Here is a 19,302-nt window from a genome sequence, read left to right as displayed (position 1 = left end):
TGCACCCGGACACTCCCGCAGGCCCCGGTCAGGTCTCGTCAGTCGAGGTCGCGCGCCGCAAGGGCGCGCATTATCTCGCGATGGACGAGCCGGCGCACATTCCGCGTGATGCGCTCGCCCAGTTCGCCCTGCAGCTCAGACCTGACAATATCGCCGACCAGAAGCCGCAGCGCTGCCTCGTCGATAATCTGATCTTCTTCAGACCAGGACACATCCGTATCACCTTCGACAGTCGCGACCGGCTCGATCGGATCATCGTCAGACAAAGGTGCTCCTTTGCCGTCAAATGAAACACCGTCCTGCCAGTCCATCGACGGCGCCCGGGTGCCGGCGTAAGCGTCGCGGCCATTGCCGTCCGGCTCCCACTGGTCCGCCGTACGAGCGATGGCGGTCTCCAGTGCTGCAATTTTTTCTGATAGATGTGATCGGGCGTCGGCTTCTGATACTCTCGAAGACCCGGACGTATTCTCGGACGCCGGAGTCTCTTTACGCGCAGGGCCGGCATCCGCTCCGGCCTGTTGCGGCGCACGGGCTTCGGGTGCTGTGGCACGCCGCCGGGCAAAAACAAATCCTCCGTCGCCACCTGTTTCCTGCTCAGCAGACTGGTCAGGCAATGGCTCTTCATAGCCGTCAAAGCCTTCGAGAGCATCATCCGCCATCTCAGGCGACAACTGCAGCGGCGCATCAACCGGTGCATCGGCAGGCGTGACGTCCGTCGCATCTTCATCAGAGGCGGGGCTGTGGAAATCTGTACTGTCGGATGTTGGCCCCTGGGGCGCGCCGTTTAAATCCGCGACCTCTGCCTCGTGCTCAGAGCTGTCTTCGGAAACACGAAGCTGTGGCGTGAGAACAAGCTTATCCTGCACAGGCACAACACCGGCAGATCCACTGTTTTTCTTGTTGTCGCTTACAAGCCTGCGGATGGATGACAGCACATCCTCCACCTGCGAATTCGTCACTGGTTTCGACATCTTTTTTACCACTCTTACCCACGCATATTGTAGTGCTCAGGTCTTATTCGCACAATGGGTAGATTAAAATGTCAGTTTTTTTGCAAAGAGCGCAGAACCCGGTCAAGTTTTTCGCCCTGCGCTGAACGCGCGACGGGGGCGTCTTTAACGAGGTTGTAATAGGCGGCAGGGTCATAGAGCTGCACGTCAAGATTGAGATCGCGCGCAGTCAGTCTCCCTGTGGCCTGCAAAACGGCGTATGCAGCAACATAAAGATTGGCCTGAGCCGACACCCTCGATGTGCGCGCATCCAACAGTTCCTGTTCCGCGTCGAGCACATCAAGAGTGGTCCGTGCGCCAAGCTGCGCCTCTTCCCGCACGCCGTTGAAGGCAATGTCAGCTGCGCGGATCCGTTCATCCGTTGACGCAAGGCTTGCACGCTGTGCTGAGAGCTGCGCATAGGCGACGCCGACGTCCTGCGAGATCTGTTTGCGCACTTCCAGAAGGTTGCCCCGCTGTGCGTCACGCGCAGCAATTGCACGACGGATCGAAGAATCGATAGCGCCACCCTGATAGATCGGACCGGACAGCGTGATCCCTATGCTGCCTGAGTTCGTGTAATCGCTGCTGCTCAGATCATCCTGAACCGACAGTGACCCGCTGGCGCGCAACGACGGCTTCACAGCCGCCCGCGCGCGCAGAATGTTCAGCTCAGCCGCAGCAACAGCATATTGTGCAGCCAGCAGATCCGGATGTACGCGCACGGCAAGTGCCCGGGCCGCTTCCACATCGGACTGCAGTGCCGGAAGCGCGGGCGGTGGCCGCAGATTGTCGGGCGTGCGCCCGACCACATTCCGGTATTCCTCGATGGCCGTCAGCAGATCGCCCTGCGCCGTTGCAAGGCCACTGCGGGCGCCTGCCAGCTGCGCTTCGGCCTGTGCCACGTCGGTCCGTGTGACCTCGCCCACTTCGAACCGGTCCTGTGCGGCGCGGAGTTCCTGGGTCAGCAGGCGAAGGTTATTCTGCCGCAATGACACGAATTCACGGGTGGCCAGAACGCTGAGATAGGCCGAGACGGCGCGCAGCAGGACATTCTGTTCGAGGCTGATCAGCTGCTGACGGGTTGCCAGCACAGTTTCCTTGGCAGCCTCAACCCCCAGCTGCGTCGCACCGAAATCATAAAGCAGCAACTCTGCTACCAGACCTGCGCTCAGGTTGGAGGAGCTCAGTGAACTGGTCGACACGAGGCCAAAGGGAGACGTGCTCCGCACATCTCCGAAATTGCGCTGCACGGAAGCCGTATAGTTCAGAATTGGTTTCAGAGCCGAAGCAGCGGTTGCGACGTCTTCATCCGCCGCTCTGAGCAGGGCACGGTTCTGATCGAGCAGACCGCTGTTGTTATACGCACCAACCAGCGCATCCGCGAGCGTTTCCGCGCGCAGTGGCCCGGCGAGAGTGCCTGCGAGGACACAAATCCCCAGAGCGAGCCCCCGGAACGTTTTGCCGCGCGGCGCCGTAACTCTCTGCTTTGCCATTTTCTTCTGCCTCAGATTACGTGAGCCTTCGCCACGGGCGGTCTGCGCCAGCAAGCGCGTCACAGTTCGAATGCCGGCGCGCGCGCAAATCCCGGCAAAACCGGTGCCGAGGCGTTAAAGGCCATCCGCCACGAGATCTGTCCGTTCTGTTTACGTCCGATGCGGACCTCTCCGAGGGCATTTTCCATAAAGAGCGCCGCAATGCGTCCGCCGTCTTTGACCTGCTCGGCGATTGCTGCGGGCAGATCGGAAATACCGCCCTGGATCAGGACAACATCATAGGGCCCGTGCTGTGCAGCACCCTCCTGCAGCGGTCCGGCGTGAAGGATGACGTTGTCCGCGCCCGCCTCCGTCAGCGCATCCTGGGCGTCGCGCGCGAAGTCTTCATCTTCTTCCACAGCCACTACCGCCTCGGCCATGCGCGCGATCACTGCGGAAGAATATCCAAGTCCCGCGCCGATATCGAGCACAAGCTCGCCGTTGGCGATATCAAGCGAATCCAGCATCTTGGCCAGTGTTCTGGGCTCAAGGATCACCCGGTTTTTATCAAGCGGCAGGTTCTCCCCCATATAGGCGGCTTCGCGTTTCCCCGACGGCACAAAGTCTTCGCGGCGCACTGTGAGCATTGCGTCTATGATCGGAAATTTCGTCACATCTGAGGGCCGGACCTGTGTGTCGACCATCATCGTACGGCGGGCTGCGAAGTCTGTCATATGTCTAAACTCATCCGTTCAGATAGCGTTAATTCAGGTGTCGCACAGTTGTGCGCCTGCGGCAACGCCTCAGCCCGCGAAATTTGATATTCCGCGCCACTTGCAGCAGGAAGTTTAATCGGCTACCTCCTTGCGAGCACCACAGGCGGCGAGTTGGCGGAGTGGTTACGCAGCGGATTGCAAATCCGTGTACAGGAGTTCGATTCTCCTACTCGCCTCCAATTCCACCCGGTTCCTTAGCTTAGCTTGCGAATAGTGGCGTATCGCCGGCTCTCCATACTGGATCTGGTTGTTTTGAAAGCCGGACAGCAAACGCCTCGTGTTTCAGTCGGATGAAACCGGCCGGGCTGCCCTTCAGGCGGCAGACTTAAGCATGCCGGGCTGATACCGCAGCGAGCCAGCCAATGTACGGATCGGGCCGGACGCTGATATATGTTGCAGCTGTTAACCTCAAAGCGCGGCTTCATCAGCCAGCGTTGAGTTAACTGAATGCCTCAGATATTTATCTGCATGGCCGCACGTCATTCTGGTGACCGGTCTCAGCATTCCACCAGAACCTTGTTTTGCAGTCTCCCGCAGCTTGTCCCTGCGACCGATGCATGCCGTACCGGTCCCGCAATTCGGGGCGGGCAATAGCGGAACTCCTTTTTGTCGGATTTGCGGGCGAGGGTATCCTGATATTCTTCGGGCATCGGGTTCTGCTACACATTAAACTTGCAATTTCTGACATAGCGTCAGTATAACTGACAGGATGTCAGATAGTTCAAAATCAGCAAAACGCCGGCTGAAGACAGCTGAGGATCTTTCCTCACTACGAAAGTCAGCGCTGACCCGGACAGCGATCCTGGACACGGCGTTCCGGTATCTGGAGAAAAGACCTTTCCGGGATCTTACCATCGGGCTGCTGATGGCGCAGGCAGGCGCGAGCAGGCCGGCCTTTTATCAGTATTTCGTCGACCTGCACGAGGTTATGGAAATTCTTCTCGCTGAATTGCAGGAGGAGGTCGTGGCAGCTACCAGTCCCTGGCTCGCACAGAAGGGGGACCCGGTCAAACTGTTGAAACAGGGTTTGCGCGGTCTTGTGGATGTCTGCGAGGAGCGTGGAGCAATCCTGCGTGCTGTCTCCGATGCAGCACCATCCGACGAAAGACTGGAAAAAATGTGGGAAGACTTTCTGAGGTCCTTTGACGACGCCGTCACTGCGCGCATTCAGCAAGATCAGGCCATCGGCATAATACCTCCCTTCGACGCACGGCCGGTCGCACATGCGCTCAACCGGATGGATGCAGCGGTTCTGATCGCCAGATTCGGCCAGACGCCCAAAGCCCCTAAGGAAGAGGTCCTGTCTGCGCTGACCCATTGCTGGGTGTCCGCTCTTTATCCCCTGCCCGGCTATGACGCAGCCTCTGGTGAACCTTCAGCGAAGGCATCTTCGGAAAACACAGAAAGATTGCCCCCTGACACTTAGGGCCACGCGATAAGGATATTTCAAAATGCCTGAAACCATTGGGAATTCAACTGCCGCAGGTGTTTTGCCCGGAATTTCCGCATGTGTGCTCAGCGGCGCGCCTTACATTCAGGAGGTAACGCCGGAGGTTCAGCGCAAAAATGTAACGCAGCGCGCCCGTAAAGCGGCGATCCGGGGGATGCCCGGTGTCGCGTACTCGACAGGTTTCGCGAAAAGCGACAGTGCAGACCTGCCTGTCGCGACAAGCGGCTGTCAGGCTGGCGGAGCTGTTGCAGGAACAAACTCCGAAGACCGGCGGGATATCTTTGGCCCTCCACCAGAACAACGCAGCAGGACATTCGCTTTTGCAGCTTTGCCTGCACAATCAGCCACCTGAGGCTTTCGCGCCTTCGGACATCAAAACCATAAAACTTCCCATAAACAGAAAAGGTTACAGACGATAATGAAACTGATTTCAGGACTTAGAACAACGGCTGGTGTCGCAACGCTTTGCGCGACAATCGCCGCCTCGGGTGCCGTCGCGCAGACGCCACCACAAATGGAAATGACCACTGATATTCCGGACGGGATCACGACATCGGATAATATCGAAACCCAGCTGGGCGATCTGAACTTCTTTGACGGCGTGCCGGATGAGGAGACAACGGAAAAGGTGTACAACCTTTACGATTTCTCGATGGCTTATCAGGCTTATCTGAGCGGTCTGAAAATTGCGTCCATGGATGCAATGCTGCGAGGGATCGAGGCCAAGGCGCCGGCCAACACACACGTCGCACAGTTTGCCGATCTCATGGATTCAACAGCGCTGTTCCTGACACCGAACACCACAAGTGTTTATCAGACTGCGTCACTGCGCATGACGGATGAGCCCTGGGTGATCGAAACGCCCCCCAACGTGCTCGGGTTTCTGAATAATGCGTGGTTCAGGTATGTCATGGACTTTGGCAACCTTGGTCCGGATGAAGGTCAGGGCGGAAAGTTCCTGATCCTGCCACCGGGATACGACGGAGATGCGCCTACCGATGGTTACACGGACGTTGTGCAGACAGATACCTATGCACACTGGGTCCTCTGGCGCGGCTACACGGACGAAAACGGCTCGCCCGACGCGGCGGTTCAGCAAACCCAGGAAACGTTCAGGATGTATCCGCTGTCGCAGGCCGATAACCCGCCTGAGATGACGTTTGTCAACGTGTCCGGCGAGGAGTTCAACACGATCCACCTGATGGATGAGCGGATGTTCGAAGAGATTGACAACGTTATTCAGGCCGAGCCGCTGATGGGTGAAGACCCGGAGCTATTGGGCTATCTCGCTGCGGCCGGTATCGTCAAAGGGCAGGATTTTGAACCCGATGAGCGGATGCAGGACATTCTGCGCCGGGCGGCCTCTGCCGGCTCGGTGACGGTGAAAACGCTGATTTCGAAACCACGGGATGATCTTGCCTACTGGTATCCGGGTGAAAGCTACTGGCAGAATGCCTTTCCGGGCAATGAGTTCACCTTCATCCTCGATGGTGTCACGAGACATGACTTTCGCGCAGCGTTCCACTTTTATGCGACGGGCGTCACACCTGCTATGGCCTTCAAGGCTGTCGGCAAAGGCTCTCAGTATGCATTTACGTACCGCGATGCGGACGGCAACGCGCTGGACGGGTCCAAAAACTATGTGCTGAACGTGCCGGCGAATCCCCCGGCAGAGGATTTCTGGTCCTTCACGCTTTATGACAATCAGACGCGCTCGATGCTGCAGACCGACAAGCAGTTTCCTGCATTGGGAAGCAGTGACGCGGGCGTTGTTCAGAACGACGACGGATCAACTGACATCTATTTTGGCCCTGAAGCACCTGAAGGCAAAGAAAGCAACTGGCTGCAGACTGTACCCGGCAAAGGCTGGAATACGATCCTGCGGCTATATGGTCCGCTGGAGCCCTGGTTTGACCAGACCTGGCGTCCCGGTGAAATCACTCTGATCGAATAAAGCAGCCGTTCACCGAAGGAGCGGGCAGACGTCAGCAGGACGCCTGCCCGCATCGAAAGCGCAATGATTGCCGCCGGCTGAATTGCCGCCTTTGTGATGCTGCCCACCCTGTTTATCCGTCGCCGCAAAAGCCTGACCTGCGCGCTGAAAAGACTGACCATGCGCCGTTTCAGCCGGGTGAGCGAGCGACCCGGTCTGTCGTTCAGAGAAACGCTGTGCCCCGTCTCGTCGGTTTTACCGTGAACCTGATCCCGTGAGTCATTTATCTGATACTGCCTGTCGTTTGTGCTCCTGTCCCCGGCCGGAACACGGCTGGCTGCACAGGTGCTGCCGGCCTGTGTCACTGATCCAGTGCCTGACGCTCTTATGGGTTTTGTGCGTTATCTGCCGGGTCTGATCACGCTTGTTATTATTGCAGTCATCACAGGATATCGGATCAGGAGGTCGACACCCCCGTCACGGGAAGCTGAGCGTCCTGGCTCCGGCCCGACGCCGGCAGGTTCAGACGGGGTCGGTACTGCTGTCACCGTCAGCGTTTTCAGCCGCCCAGTCACCTGCTGCCGTGACGGCCACGGCCGAAGCGGTGGGCAGAACGTTCAGGTAGCTGTCCGTTTCCTCGCCAGGGACCACGGCGCGCTGTGTCATGCGATAGAGCGCATAGACTGCGATGCAGATAAATGTCACGCCAAGCACCAGCCAGAAGGCATAAGGATCCAGCCCCTGCATCGCCCACCCTGTCACCATGGGTCCGGCGATGGCCCCCAGCCCGAAAGTAAACACGAGGCCTCCGGAGGCGGCCGGCATATCAGCGGTCGGAAGCGCGTCGTTGGTATAAGCCAGCAGCAGCGCATAAAGCGGTGTCGTCACGCCGCCAGCAAAGAAGGCCGCCGCCATCAGAGGCCACAGCCCGCCGCCTGTGAGCCAACCCGGAATACAGGAAGCGGCCCCCAGCACCGAGAGCCCGAGGATCAGCGTTCGTCTGTCCATCCGGTCAGACAGCCAGCCGATGGGGTACTGCATTACCAGGGCACCGGCAAAAAGCATCGCGACAAATGACGCAATCTGAGAGGCGGTCAACCCGATCTGTGTGCCGAAAACGGCCCCCATACCCGATTGCGTGGCATAGATACTGCCAAGCAGAAAAATGCCCACAGTACCGAGCGGCGAGCCACGGAACAGATCGCGCAGGGGCATGGGACGGGCAACTTCGACGGTCGGAACAGGTGTGGCCGATAACAGGATCGGGGCGAATGAGACCGACACAAGGATTGAGGCGCAGATGAACAGGACCGAAGTCGCCGCATCGCCCAGCGTCAGCAGCCCCTGTGCCGCTATAATGCCAAGCGTCTGGGCAATCATATAGGCGGAGAGCACCTTGCCGCGGGTGTCATTTGTAGCCGCCGCGTTCAGCCAGCTTTCCGCCGCGACATATATACCCGACATGCAGAACCCGATGAGCACCCGCAGAACAGTCCAGGCCCATGGCTCAGTCAGCAGAGGCAGCGCGATCAGCGCCGCTGACATAAAGCTGCCGAGGGCCGCGAAGACACGCACATGACCCACCCTCTGAATCATCAGCGGTGTCAGACGCGCGCCGGAGAGAAAACCCAGGAAATAGCCGGAGGTAACCACGGCCAGTTCCGTGGATGAGAACCCTTCGATCCCGCCGCGCAGTCCGATGAGCGTGAAATGCATGCCGTTGCCCAGCATGATCAGCAGAATGCCAAGCAAAAGAGCCCAGACGCCGGAAATTACTCTGATCACGATAGTACCTGCCCCGTTCTGCCACCCGGCATTGCCCCGCAGATGCTAGTCGGAACCGGATGCGTCTGCCCATGCTGCAACGCCGCATGAGTTATGTTTAACGACAGACAGGCGCTTACTGCGGGAATTATGGGCAGTCGCGGGTGCCCCAATGTAAAGCAGGCTGTCTTGATGAGCAGATGCACCTTCCCGCAGAACGCCCGAATTCCACTTACGTGAAGGCAACACCTGAGCACTGGCGACGTTACAGAAGCAGCGCTGCGTCCATCTTTCCTGCAGGCTGCCCGCGATGCACCGCACCTCGGGACACGTGGGACGGCCCCCCGGCGACTGCCCCTGCAAAGCCCGGAATAGCAGAACCGGGCCCGGACGTTCCGGCACAATTCCGCGCTGTTGCCTGCACTTGCAAATATCCCGCAAACCCGTTCAGTTACCTTTGTCAGACAGAAACCGCTGACAGTGTGCCAAAAAGCAAAGCAATGTCCGCGGCCCGGGCCGCATGGGAGGATAAATGAAAAAGACAGTGATCGCTGCGGTCGCAGCACTTGCAATGACGGGAACAGCCGCCTTCGCGCAGGAATTCCCGGAACGGGAACTGCTGGGCGTTGTGATGTGGGGGGCCGGGGGAGCCACCGATACCGTTGCCAGGGCAGTCAATCCGGCCGCAGAAGAAGCTCTGGGCAAGCCGATTGTGGTCCTGAACAAATCAGGCGGCGCCGGCGCCATTTCGACAGCCTATGTGAATACTGCCGCTGCGGACGGATATACCTTTTTATACGGCGCCGAGAACCCGCAACTGCACCCCGTCATGGGCGTGTCCGATCTGGATTACTCAGGTTTTACCCCGATCAATATCCTGGGTCGCGGCGTCGCCGTAATCGTCGTGCCGGCGGATTCGAAATACGCTGACATGTCCGAACTTATGGCCGATATCGAAGCCAACCCGGGCGGCGTGATCATGGGCTCCACCGGGCCGGGTGGCCTGCCCAGCACGATCGGGGCGCTGATCGCCAACTCCGCGCCCTTTGAGGTAACGGCAATCCCGTTCGACGGGGAAGGCCCGGGTCTGACCGCGATGCTGGGAGGCGAAGTTGACTTTATGCCGTCCGGTATCTCAGCCGCCGCTGAGCAGATTAAAGCCGGCAACATGCGTGCCCTGGCCGTTGTGAACACCGAGCCTGTTGACACCCTTCCCGACACACCCGCCATCACTGATGCTATCCCGGACATGGCGGGATTCCTGCCATGGGGCCCGTTCTATGGTGTCTTCGTAAAAAACGGAACGCCCGACGACGTGGTCGCTAAAATGACGGCGGCGTTTGATACTGCGGCCCAAAGCGAAACCTTCACCACGCTGATGGCCAACCGGGGCAACATCGTGATGAACATGTCCGGTCAGGAAGCTGTTGATTTTCTTGCCAAATGGCAACAGGTCACAGCATGGGCCCTGCAGGACACAGGTGCCGCCAAAGTAAGCCCTGAAGAGCTGGGCATCGCGCGGCCGTAAGCGCCGGTTCTGCAAGATGCGCGCCGGCCCGGTTGACGGGCCGGCGCCGCCTTTTGACGGAGGTGACCCATGACAACGCAGACGCCGCACCGCAGGCCCGGAGAACTCGTCTTTGCTCTGCTGATTGTCGTATTTTCCGTAGCTGCCTTCTGGCAGTCCTACGGCATTTCCGGATTTTCGGGAAAGACAGAACCCGGTGTGTTTCCGATGCTCGCTTCCGGGGTGATGGTCTTCTCAGGCATTGCCATTCTGGTTTCAGCAGCCCGTCAGCCCGGCCCTGCGGCACAGTCGCCCGGCTTTTTTGCAGAGGTTCTCACACCGCGCCACATTATCCTGACCGGACTGGTGCTGGGATATGTCCTGCTGATGCCGGTGCTGGGTTTTATCGCCGCTTCGGCGGTTTTTCTCTTTTGCTCCTTTCAGTTTCTGTGGCGTAAAAATCCGCTTCTCACCCTGGCTCTGACTGCAGGGACACTGCTGCTGATCTGGTTTATTTTCCGGGAGGTGTTTCAGGTGGTTCTGCCGCGGGGCACTCTTTTTGCGGGCTTTCTCTGAATGATCGAAACGCTGGGTTTCTTTGCCATCGCCTGGACCGATCCCTGGCTGATCTTTCTGGTCGCCACAGGGACCTTTGCCGGCATCTACATCGGCGCCATCCCCGGGCTGTCGGTCACCATGGCCACGTCAATCCTGATTTCGTTTACCTTTAAATGGGAGGTTAACGAGGCGCTGGCGCTGATCTCGGGTGTCTTTTTCGGCGGCGTCTACGGGGGCTCGCGCACAGCTATCCTGCTTAATATTCCCGGTGCCCCTTCGGCGATTGCCACGGCGATCGAAGGTTACCCTCTGGCCAGACGCGGCGAAGCCGGAGAGGCGATCGGCCTCACCACGGTAATGTCGGTGTTCGGCGGGTTCATCGGCATTCTGGCGCTCGCGCTCTTTGCACCGGTCATTTCCGACTTTGCGCTGATGTTCCAGTCGCGCGATTATCTCCTGCTCGGCACGATCGGGATCCTTCTGATCGGCACGCTGTCGGCCGGGAGCTTTGCCAAAGGTGCCTTTGCCGGTGCTCTGGGTGTGCTCATCGGTATGGTGGGACTTGATCCGATGACTGCCGAAGGGCGATTTACCTTTGGCTCGGTCCATCTGCTCGGTGGCATCCCTTATGTGGCGGCAATGATCGGGTTTTTTGGCGTGGCTGAGGCTCTGGTTCAGCTGAACACCCTGAACACTCCGGCCATCAAACAAAAGATCGACCGGATTATCCCGAAGGTCTCGGATGTGAAGAAATACTTCTGGCTGGCCATCCGCGCGTCGGGTATCGGCACGATCATCGGCGCTTTACCGGGCACGGGTGGTGATATTGCAGCCCTGCTGGCCTATGATGACGCCAAACGCACCACGAAAAACCCCGAGCGCCCGTTCGGCACGGGCAACCGCGAAGGGCTGGTGGCACCGGAGGCGGCCAACAACGCGGCCGTCGGCGGCGCGCATATCCCGATGCTGACGCTCGGCATCCCAGGCGACGCCGTGACCGCCGTGATCATCGGTGCGCTGTTTATCCATGGCCTGAAACCCGGGCCCTTGCTGCTTGTGGAAACACCTCATCTGTTCTGGTTTATCGTCGGCACCCTGACGCTCGCCAATATATTCCTGCTGGTTTTCGGGCTCACCGGTATCCGATTGTTCACAAAGATCGTGGAATGTCCGAAGGCTGTCCTGATCCCGCTTATCATCGTGCTGAGTGCGGTCGGGACCTATGCGATCCAGAACAACCCGGTCGACGTGTACTGGATGCTGCTCTTTGGCGTGATCGGTTACTTCATGAAGACCTACGGTTTCGAGGTCGCACCGGTTATTCTGGGCGTGATCCTAGGTCCGATGATGGACAGCAATTACCGCCGGACGATGCTGCGCGCCCGCGGAGATTTGGGCGATTTTGTTTGGGGCTTTCTGTCCAGTCCGGTTTCTCTGGTGCTCACGACTGCTTTGGTTCTGATGCTGATCAGTCAGACCCCGCTGTGGTCATGGATGCGCGCCAGACTTCCCGCCAGGTAATCCGCACTTCCGCAAAACAAAAAGACAGAACCGACGCGCTGGCGAGAGAAACAGCCGACAACGCCGGGGCACGGGACCGGTGCCCATCGTCAGGCGCGGCAGCTTTCCTGACCAGCGGCGCCTCATGGTGCTCTATGCGCCGTGCTTCACAACCTGAACTCCACCGCGGACAGCGGCAATCGCCAACCGTGTTCAGGTCTGCCCGTAGAGCCCGGCCGTTTTCGCCCGCAGCTTAGTCAGCGCCAGCACCGTGTCGATCACGGGTGTTTCGGTATCGGTAATCCGTCCAAGCTCCTGAACGGAGCCGAGCAGCGCGTCAATTTCCATCGGACGACCTGCATCAAGATCCTGCAGCATCGAGGTCCGGTGTGCACCGACCGCGGCACCGCCATCGATGCGACGGTCCACATCAATCGGAAACTTCACGCCCAGCTTCTCAGCGATCTGCTGTGCCTCAATCATCATGTCCCGCGCAACAGCCCGCGTGCCGGGATCGGTGCACAGCACATCAAGCGTCGCATGAGTGAGCGCCGAGATCGGATTGAACGACAGGTTGCCCCAGAGTTTGACCCAGATCTCATCGCGCAGGCGCGGGCGCACCGGCGCTTTGAGACCTGCAGAAGAAAGTGCCTCCGAGAGTGCCTTTGCGCGATCTGACCGGCTGCCATCAGGCTCGCCGAGACTGAAACGATTGCCCTCGATATGGCGCACAACGCCCGGCTCGGACACCTCTGCGGCGGGATAGACCACGCAGCCCAGCACCTGGTCCGGCCCGAAGCCATCCCATTGCGCATTGCCCGGATCGACCGTCTCGAGCCGCGTTCCTTCCAGCGGTCCTCCGAGTTTGTGGAAATACCACCAGGGCACACCGTTCACGCCGCTGACGATCGTTGTTTGCGGCCCGATCAGTGGCTGCATCTTTGGCACAACCGGAGGGACGGAATGCGCTTTCAGCGTGACAATCACATAGTCCTGCACGCCCAGATCAGCCGGATCATCGCTGGCGTTTACCTCAACAGTGGTTTTTTCGCCCTCTTCGATGAGGCTGAGCCCGCTGGCTTTCATCGCGGCCAGATGCGGACCTCGTGCAACAAGGCTGACGTCGGCGCCCGCCTGAGCCAGTTTGACACCCATATAGCCGCCGATGGCCCCGGCCCCGAAAATACAAATCTTCATCGTCACCCTCTTTGTCTGCCCGGGCACTCCGCCCTGTTAACCAGCCTCTCAGCTCTGTGCCGCGTCAACGAGCCCCAGCTTTTCCGCAAGGCCGATGCGCTGCATCTTTCCCGTCGCACCTTTGGGGATCTCATCCATGATGATTATCCGGCGCGGCACTTTGAAATCGGCTATACGCTCTGCGGCGAAAGCGCGGATATCCTTTTCGGTGGCCTCCGATCCTTCCGACAGAACGACCGCGGCCGCGACATCCTCGCCAAGCTTGGGATGCGGTAGCGCAAAGGTTACAACCTGAGCCACATCCGGATGGTCAAGTAGCACATCATCCACTTCAAGCGGGCTGATCTTTTCGCCGCCGCGGTTGATGATTTCTTTCAGCCTGCCGGTCAGCCGCAGATAGCCTTCTTCGTCAAAGGCTCCCTGATCCCCGGTGCGGAACCAGCGCGCGCCCTCGGCGCTGAAAAAGCTTTTTTCGTTGGCATCCGGGTTGCCCTCATACCCCGGCGTCACATTCGGACCAGAGATCACAATCTCCCCTGTCCCGCCGGTGATCCGGTCTTCGGTCTCATGGGCGATACGCACCTTCGGACCGGCCTCAAGGCCGACAGCACCCGGGCGCTGTCTTCCCTTGCCAAGCGGGTTAGACGCCATCTGGTGGGCGGCTTCGGTCATACCGTAGCCTTCGATAACCGGCGCACCAAAAGTTTCCTCGAGCCTGCGCATCACACTTGCCGGCAGCGAGGCGGAAGAGGACCGCAAAAACCGCAGCGGGGTTTCGGCGATGGTTTCCGCGTTGCGCCCTGCCCGGCTCAGGATGGCCTGATGCATTGTCGGCACAGCAGTGTACCAGGTCGGTTTTGAATCCTTCATCCAGCCAAAGAATTTCAGAGCATCAAAGCCCGGCGCGCACCAGACCGATCCCCCGGCCGCGAGGCTGGCCGCGACCGCCGCAATCAGCCCGTGGATATGAAAGAGCGGCATAACATTCATGCACCGGTCTTCCTGCGTCAGATCCAGAGAGGTTCTGATATGCATGGCCGAAGCGGCAACATTGGTCTGCAGCAGAGGCACAATCTTGGGCCGGGACGTCGTGCCCGAAGTGTGCAGGATCAGCGCGATATCCTCCGGCCCCGGCGCGCTTTCGTCCGCACGGTCCTCGCGGTCAGAGCTGAGTTCAAAAGCGCCCGCAGGCGCCCCTTCAGGCACCGAGAGCCGGATCACCGCCATGTCAGCCTTGCGGGCCGCAGCCAGCGCCGGGCCGTCGTATCCCTCCATAACCACCAGCGCCTTCGCTTTCAGGTCAGACAGATAAAAATCGTATTCCTCTTCACGGTACGCCGGATTAAGCGGCGCTGTCGTCGCGACCTGGGCGATGGTGATAAATGCCGCCGCCATTTCAGGACCGTTCGGCAAAACAATGGCAACCCGGTCGCCGCGCCCGACACCCATGCTGTGCAGAGAGGCCGCAACGTTGCTGGCAAGTCCGCGCAACCCGCCATAGCTCAGCCAGTCCCGGTCCGGCGCACCGAAGGCCGGCAGATCTTCTGCATGTGTCTCAATTAACGTTGCTAGCGTTTCGGTCATCGTAAATTCTCCGTGTGAGAAGGGGATCGGCAAAGGTATGTAGCGCGGGTCGCGCAGACTTCGACAGCGGAAGACTTCAGGGCTGCTTCAGACGTCTTCGAAGAGCCTGGCGGATACTGATTTGATGTGGGTACGCATGGCGTCATAGGCCGCTGCGGGTTCGCGCTGGTCAATCGCCCGTATAATCTCTTCATGCTGCTCAAAGCTGCGGTGACCATCGGGGGGCCGGTCAGTGCCGCGGACCACGATATTCAGCGCGATGCTGCGCCGGACGCTGTTGAGTTCATCAAAGAGCGCTAAAAGCAGAATATTGTCACTGGCCTGCGCCACAGCGCGGTGGAAGTTATCATCCTGTACTTCATATTCATCCCAGGAGTCAGCTGCCCGGGCACGTTCCTGGATAAGTTTCATGCGCACAATAGCTTCACCCGAGGCATTAATCGCTGCCTCCCGGGCGATCGCAGGTTCAATGGCAAGCCGCGCCCGCATCATCTTGACCGGCGTCAGCTGGTGACTGATTTCATTCAGCCCACGATCACCGATTTTGCCATCGGTCTCCGCGATAAAGGTACCCTTGCCGACGTGGCGCCACAGCACCCCTTCACGCTCAAGCGCATCCAGCGCCTTGCGCAGGGTCGCCCGTGACATGCTGAGGCTCTCGATCAGATCCCGTTCGGACGGCAGCCGGTCTCCGGGAGTATAGCCACCCTGTGTAATGAATGCCCGCAGCGCGGTCAGCGCGGTATCTCTGTCTGTCTGCACAGGCTTTATCAGCACTTTCACCTCTAATTGGTAGATCATTCACATCAGATATCGGCGTTTATAGGGCATTTACCGCCGTTCAGGCAAGCGTTTCAGCAAAATTAAAAAATTGGTTGCGATTGGTTTTAGGTGCGCTATTGTGCTGTTGCAACCGAATGTCTGGAGACCCAATGACTGATTTCGTGATCGACACCCCGCCCGTTGTGGCACTTGAAGTTGCCGGCAGTGACGCCAAATTCCCCGTGCGGCGCGTCTATTGTATCGGCCGCAATTACGCGGCACATGCCATTGAAATGGGCCATGACCCGGATCGCGAGGCACCGTTCTTCTTCCAGAAAAATCCGAACAATCTGGATGGCAGCGGTAATTTTCCATACCCGCCTCACACTTCTGATGTGCACCATGAGGCGGAGCTTTCGGTGATGCTGAAATCCGGCGGTACGAACATCCCCGTCGAAAGCGCGCTTGATCACGTTTATGGTTACGCGCTTTCGCTTGATATGACCCGCCGTGATCTGCAGGGCGAGATGAAGAAAGCAGGCCGTCCATGGGAAATCGGCAAGGCCTTTGAGCGCTCCGCCCCGGTGGGTCCGATCCACACCGTCGAGGCCGTAGGCAACCCCGATGAGGGCGCCATCACCCTGAAAGTAAACGGGGAGTTGCGTCAGGAAGGCGATCTGAACCAACTCATCTGGAAAGTGCCGGAAATGATCTCTTACCTCTCTGAATACTTCGAACTTGCCGCAGGCGACGTCATCATGTCCGGCACACCGTCGGGTGTGGGCCCTGTCGTCAAGGGCGATGAAATGGAGATCAGTGTCGAAGGCCTCGGCAGCATGACGGTAAAGGTGGTTTAAACAATGCACCGGGCGGTCCGTGTCGCAGCAAAGTATCAGGTGGAGGGCGTATGACAGCGCCCGCCACCCGCACGCGCACGGCCACGCGCGGTGACACGCTCAGCCTGAGCTTTGCGACATGGGATCACGACCGGGTTATGGCGCTGCACGACGGGCGCGTCAGCCTGCCGGGCGTCAGCCTGCGATCCGTTATTGAGCCGACCGCCAGCCTGTTTCCGAAAGCCGTAGGCGATGCGCCCTATGACATCACCGAGATGTCCGTTTCCAGCTATATACTGCAGATTTCGCGGGGCGAAGGCGAATATATCGCCCTGCCCGCTTTCATCAGCCGTGCCTTCCGGCATTCTGGTTTCATGACCCGTTCGGGATCCGGCATCACCTCGCTGGCGGATTTCGCCGGCAAAAAGATCGGTGTGCCGGAATACCAGATGACTGCCGCGCTGTGGATGCGCGGCATTCTGCAGGACGAAGCAGGGGTCGGCGCGCAGGATATCCACTGGCACACCGGTGCGCTGGATCAGGGCGTGCGACGTGAACGGCTGGAACTGGCTTTGCCGGACGACATGAAAGTCACGCCCATCGAAGACGGCGAGACACTGCAGCAGCTGTTGCTGGATGGCCGGATTGACGGGGTTCTCGCCCCCAAACCGCCCGCGGCCTTTCTTGATCGCAACCCGCAGATCGGACGTATTTTCCCGGATTTTCAGAGTGAAGAGCAGGCGTGGCACGCCCGAACCGGCTTCTTCCCGATCATGCATCTTATCGGCGTGCGCAGATCCCTCTGTGACGAACACCCCTGGTTGCCGTCTGTGCTCTATGACGGTCTGGTTGCGGCACGCGATACGGCACTGGCGCGTCTGCGCGATGTCTGGCTGGGCAATGCAAACCGTCTTTCTCTGCCCTGGCTCGGTGCAAGTCTGGAAAGCACGATCGCTGCAATGGGTACCGATTACTGGCGCTATGGCATCAGCGCCAACAAATCAGAGCTCGACGCCGTCTGCCGCTATTCAGATCAGCAGTTTCTGTCCGCCCGGCGCGTCAGCCCGGACGAGATGTTCCATCCCTCGGTGATGTCCACATGACCTGGGATATTCTGCATGGCGGGCTCGGGATGCCGGTAGCGCTGACACTGACGGCGATCAGTTTCGCCAGCTCGATGATGACCGCGGGACTGGGCATCGGCGGCGGTGCTGTCATGCTGGCGGCGATGGCGACCCTGTTGCCTGCTCCTGCAATCATTCCGCTGCACGGTCTGGTTCAGCTTGGCTCCAACACCGGCCGGGCCGCACTTTTCTTCCGGGATCTGCACACCGGTGTTGTGCTGCCCTTTCTGCTGGGTTCTCTGATTGGCATCGCCGTTGGTGGCGCTTTTGTCGTACAGCTTGATGCCGGCCTCATCCAGATCGGTCTGGGACTTTTCATTCTGTGGACAATCGTCGCGCGCCCGCCCGCATTCATGCGCCATTCGCCGGCAGTGACGGGCGGGTTTTCCAGCTTTCTGACGATGTTTTTCGGCGGCACCGGCCCGTTTGTGGCGGCTTATATCAAAACGCTTGAGCTCGGCCGTGTACAGCACGTGGCCACACATGCCACGCTGATGACGATACAGCATCTGCTCAAAACAATTGCTTTCGGACTGCTCGGTTTTGCCTTTTCACAGTGGTTTGGTCTGATCGTGCTTCTGATCGGTTTCGGTTTTCTGGGTACGGTCGCCGGGCGCCACATCCTTCTGAGAATTGATGAGGCACGGTTCAAAATCGCCCTGAATACTATTCTGACGTTGCTGGCGCTGCGCCTGATCTATGCGGGAGGCATGGATCTCTGGCGCAGCAGGGAGCTGGCCGGAGGGTAACCTGATAAAGCCCCTGACCGCCGGACATGCGCAGGACCGGCGGCAGCATCACCAACAAAGCGCACGCAAAAGTGGAGGAAAGAATGACTAAAGGACATACAATCAACCGCAGAAATTTCCTGAGAACCGGAACAGCCGTGGGCGGCATCGCCCTTGCGGCACCGACGCTTCTCAGGGCCAGCAGCTACCCCGAGCGCAATATCAACGTCGTCATCCCGACGCGTGAAGGTGGCGGTGCTGACCGGAATTTCCGGGCCTTCACCAGCATCTGGAAAGAAAAGCTCGGCACCGATTTTGAACCAGGCTTTTTCCCCGGTGCCTCGGGCCGGGTCGGCTATGAGATCTACATGGGCAAGAACGAGCCCGATGCCTACAATCTGATCTTTGGCAACATGGGTCCTGAGGTCCTGAACTGGGCCATGCAGGAGCCGAGCTTTGACATCAACGATTACCTCTACTTCGGGCGCGTCGATACCGATCCGGGCGCGCTCTTTGTCGGTGCGGAAAGCCCGCTGCAGACCCTCGATGACGTAATCGCGGAAGGTAAGAAAAGGCGCCTGAATGTGGGCACAAGCCGGATGGCGCACCCTGCCTCTATCGGGCTGCTGTCGCTTGGCGAGGCCACAGGCGCTGATTTTAACCTGATCCCGCTTTCAGGCGGCAAGAACACCGTTGCGGGTGCTGTCACCGGTGAAGTTGATTTCTCGGTCCTGACCTCCGGGTCGGTCATTGCCGCCGGCGATTCCGTGAAAACGCTGCTTGTCTTTGGTGAAAACCGCGTCGGTGGAGCACTGGATAACGCGCCGAGCATCAATGATGCCTTTGATCTTGATCTGCCGGAAATGCTCTCTTCGCGGGCCTTCGGGATCCACAAGAAAGCGGTCGATGATTACCCTGACCGGTTTGACGTGCTGACCAGCACGTTCAAAGAGACTTTCGAGGATGATCGTCTGCTCACCGCCTATGTCGAAGGCCGCGGCACGCCGGAGTACCTCAACTACGGCGGCATCGAGGAATGTGCGGAATTCAAAGCCGCGATGCTTGAACTTGGCGCGCGCTTCAAGCCGCTGCTGACCGGCGCGTAAACCCGGTACAGCC

Annotated in this window: 16 protein-coding genes and 1 tRNA gene; 10 read left to right on the top strand and 7 right to left on the bottom strand. The window is 59.1% G+C overall.

Features of this window, described 5'->3' with window-relative positions; all coding sequences use genetic code 11:
- Positions 1-38: 38 nt before the first annotated feature.
- The 3 genes from G3256_RS05330 to G3256_RS05320 all read right to left on the bottom strand — a co-directional run bounded on the left by G3256_RS05330 (position 39) and on the right by G3256_RS05320 (position 3,198).
- Positions 39-971, bottom strand: a complete 933-nt coding sequence (locus tag G3256_RS05330) for a hypothetical protein (RefSeq protein ID WP_169639835.1) — start codon at positions 969-971, stop codon at positions 39-41.
- 71 nt (positions 972-1,042) lie between these two features.
- Positions 1,043-2,485 carry a TolC family outer membrane protein gene (locus G3256_RS05325; protein ID WP_169639834.1) on the bottom strand — a complete coding sequence of 481 codons (1,443 nt, stop codon included), beginning with the start codon at positions 2,483-2,485 and terminating at the stop codon, positions 1,043-1,045.
- A 59-nt stretch (positions 2,486-2,544) separates the two neighbouring features.
- Positions 2,545-3,198 carry a protein-L-isoaspartate O-methyltransferase family protein gene (locus tag G3256_RS05320; RefSeq protein ID WP_169639833.1) on the bottom strand — a complete coding sequence of 218 codons (654 nt, stop codon included), beginning with the start codon at positions 3,196-3,198 and terminating at the stop codon, positions 2,545-2,547.
- A gap of 147 nt (positions 3,199-3,345) precedes the next feature.
- Between G3256_RS05320 and G3256_RS05315 the strand changes: the two genes are divergently transcribed.
- The 3 genes from G3256_RS05315 (at position 3,346) to G3256_RS05305 (ending at position 6,644) form a co-directional block, all read left to right on the top strand.
- Positions 3,346-3,419, top strand: a tRNA-Cys gene (locus tag G3256_RS05315).
- A 530-nt stretch (positions 3,420-3,949) separates the two neighbouring features.
- Complete coding sequence (locus tag G3256_RS05310) at positions 3,950-4,666, top strand: TetR/AcrR family transcriptional regulator (RefSeq protein WP_169639832.1); 717 nt, start codon at positions 3,950-3,952, stop codon at positions 4,664-4,666.
- A 442-nt stretch (positions 4,667-5,108) separates the two neighbouring features.
- Complete coding sequence (locus tag G3256_RS05305; RefSeq protein WP_169639831.1) at positions 5,109-6,644, top strand: DUF1254 domain-containing protein; 1,536 nt, start codon at positions 5,109-5,111, stop codon at positions 6,642-6,644.
- A 501-nt stretch (positions 6,645-7,145) separates the two neighbouring features.
- Here the strand turns inward: G3256_RS05305 and G3256_RS05300 are convergent.
- Entirely contained in the window at positions 7,146-8,408 is a 1,263-nt protein-coding gene (locus G3256_RS05300; protein WP_169639830.1) for an MFS transporter, read from the bottom strand.
- 511 nt (positions 8,409-8,919) lie between these two features.
- Between G3256_RS05300 and G3256_RS05295 the strand changes: the two genes are divergently transcribed.
- The 3 genes from G3256_RS05295 (at position 8,920) to G3256_RS05285 (ending at position 11,973) form a co-directional block, all read left to right on the top strand.
- Positions 8,920-9,915 (top strand): tripartite tricarboxylate transporter substrate binding protein, encoded by a 996-nt coding sequence (locus tag G3256_RS05295; protein WP_169639829.1) that lies wholly within the window; start codon positions 8,920-8,922, stop codon positions 9,913-9,915.
- Positions 9,916-9,984: 69 nt separating this feature from the next.
- Positions 9,985-10,470: a tripartite tricarboxylate transporter TctB family protein gene (locus G3256_RS05290; protein ID WP_169639828.1), complete on the top strand. Its 486-nt coding sequence runs from the start codon at positions 9,985-9,987 to the stop codon at positions 10,468-10,470.
- A complete protein-coding gene (locus G3256_RS05285; protein ID WP_169639827.1) occupies positions 10,471-11,973 on the top strand; it encodes a tripartite tricarboxylate transporter permease in 1,503 nt (500 codons plus the stop codon). It begins immediately after the preceding gene.
- Between the two features lie 192 nt (positions 11,974-12,165).
- On the opposite strand, the gene G3256_RS05280 is transcribed toward G3256_RS05285, so the two are convergent.
- From G3256_RS05280 to G3256_RS05270, 3 genes are all read right to left on the bottom strand, one after another.
- On the bottom strand, positions 12,166-13,149 hold the full coding sequence (locus G3256_RS05280; protein ID WP_169639826.1) for a 2-dehydropantoate 2-reductase: 984 nt from the start codon (positions 13,147-13,149) through the stop codon (positions 12,166-12,168).
- Positions 13,150-13,197: 48 nt separating this feature from the next.
- Positions 13,198-14,733 (bottom strand): acyl--CoA ligase, encoded by a 1,536-nt coding sequence (locus tag G3256_RS05275; RefSeq protein ID WP_169639825.1) that lies wholly within the window; start codon positions 14,731-14,733, stop codon positions 13,198-13,200.
- 87 nt (positions 14,734-14,820) lie between these two features.
- Positions 14,821-15,534 (bottom strand): FadR/GntR family transcriptional regulator, encoded by a 714-nt coding sequence (locus tag G3256_RS05270; protein WP_246227794.1) that lies wholly within the window; start codon positions 15,532-15,534, stop codon positions 14,821-14,823.
- 131 nt (positions 15,535-15,665) lie between these two features.
- Here G3256_RS05270 and G3256_RS05265 point away from each other — a divergent pair, with 131 nt between their 5' ends.
- The 4 genes from G3256_RS05265 to G3256_RS05250 all read left to right on the top strand — a co-directional run bounded on the left by G3256_RS05265 (position 15,666) and on the right by G3256_RS05250 (position 19,289).
- A complete protein-coding gene (locus G3256_RS05265; protein WP_169639824.1) occupies positions 15,666-16,352 on the top strand; it encodes a fumarylacetoacetate hydrolase family protein in 687 nt (228 codons plus the stop codon).
- 50 nt (positions 16,353-16,402) lie between these two features.
- Positions 16,403-17,434: a substrate-binding domain-containing protein gene (locus tag G3256_RS05260; RefSeq protein ID WP_169639823.1), complete on the top strand. Its 1,032-nt coding sequence runs from the start codon at positions 16,403-16,405 to the stop codon at positions 17,432-17,434.
- On the top strand, positions 17,431-18,204 hold the full coding sequence (locus G3256_RS05255) for a sulfite exporter TauE/SafE family protein (protein ID WP_169639822.1): 774 nt from the start codon (positions 17,431-17,433) through the stop codon (positions 18,202-18,204). The genes G3256_RS05260 and G3256_RS05255 overlap by 4 nt, the downstream gene beginning before the upstream one ends.
- Positions 18,205-18,287: 83 nt before the next feature.
- A complete protein-coding gene (locus G3256_RS05250) occupies positions 18,288-19,289 on the top strand; it encodes a tripartite tricarboxylate transporter substrate-binding protein (protein ID WP_169639821.1) in 1,002 nt (333 codons plus the stop codon).
- Positions 19,290-19,302: the final 13 nt, after the last annotated feature.

It is taken from the genome of Roseobacter ponti, assembly GCF_012932215.1.
Taxonomy (GTDB): domain Bacteria; phylum Pseudomonadota; class Alphaproteobacteria; order Rhodobacterales; family Rhodobacteraceae; genus Roseobacter; species Roseobacter ponti.
The sequence above is the reverse complement of the archived record's forward strand: the minus strand, read 5'-3'. Positions and strand labels throughout refer to the sequence as shown.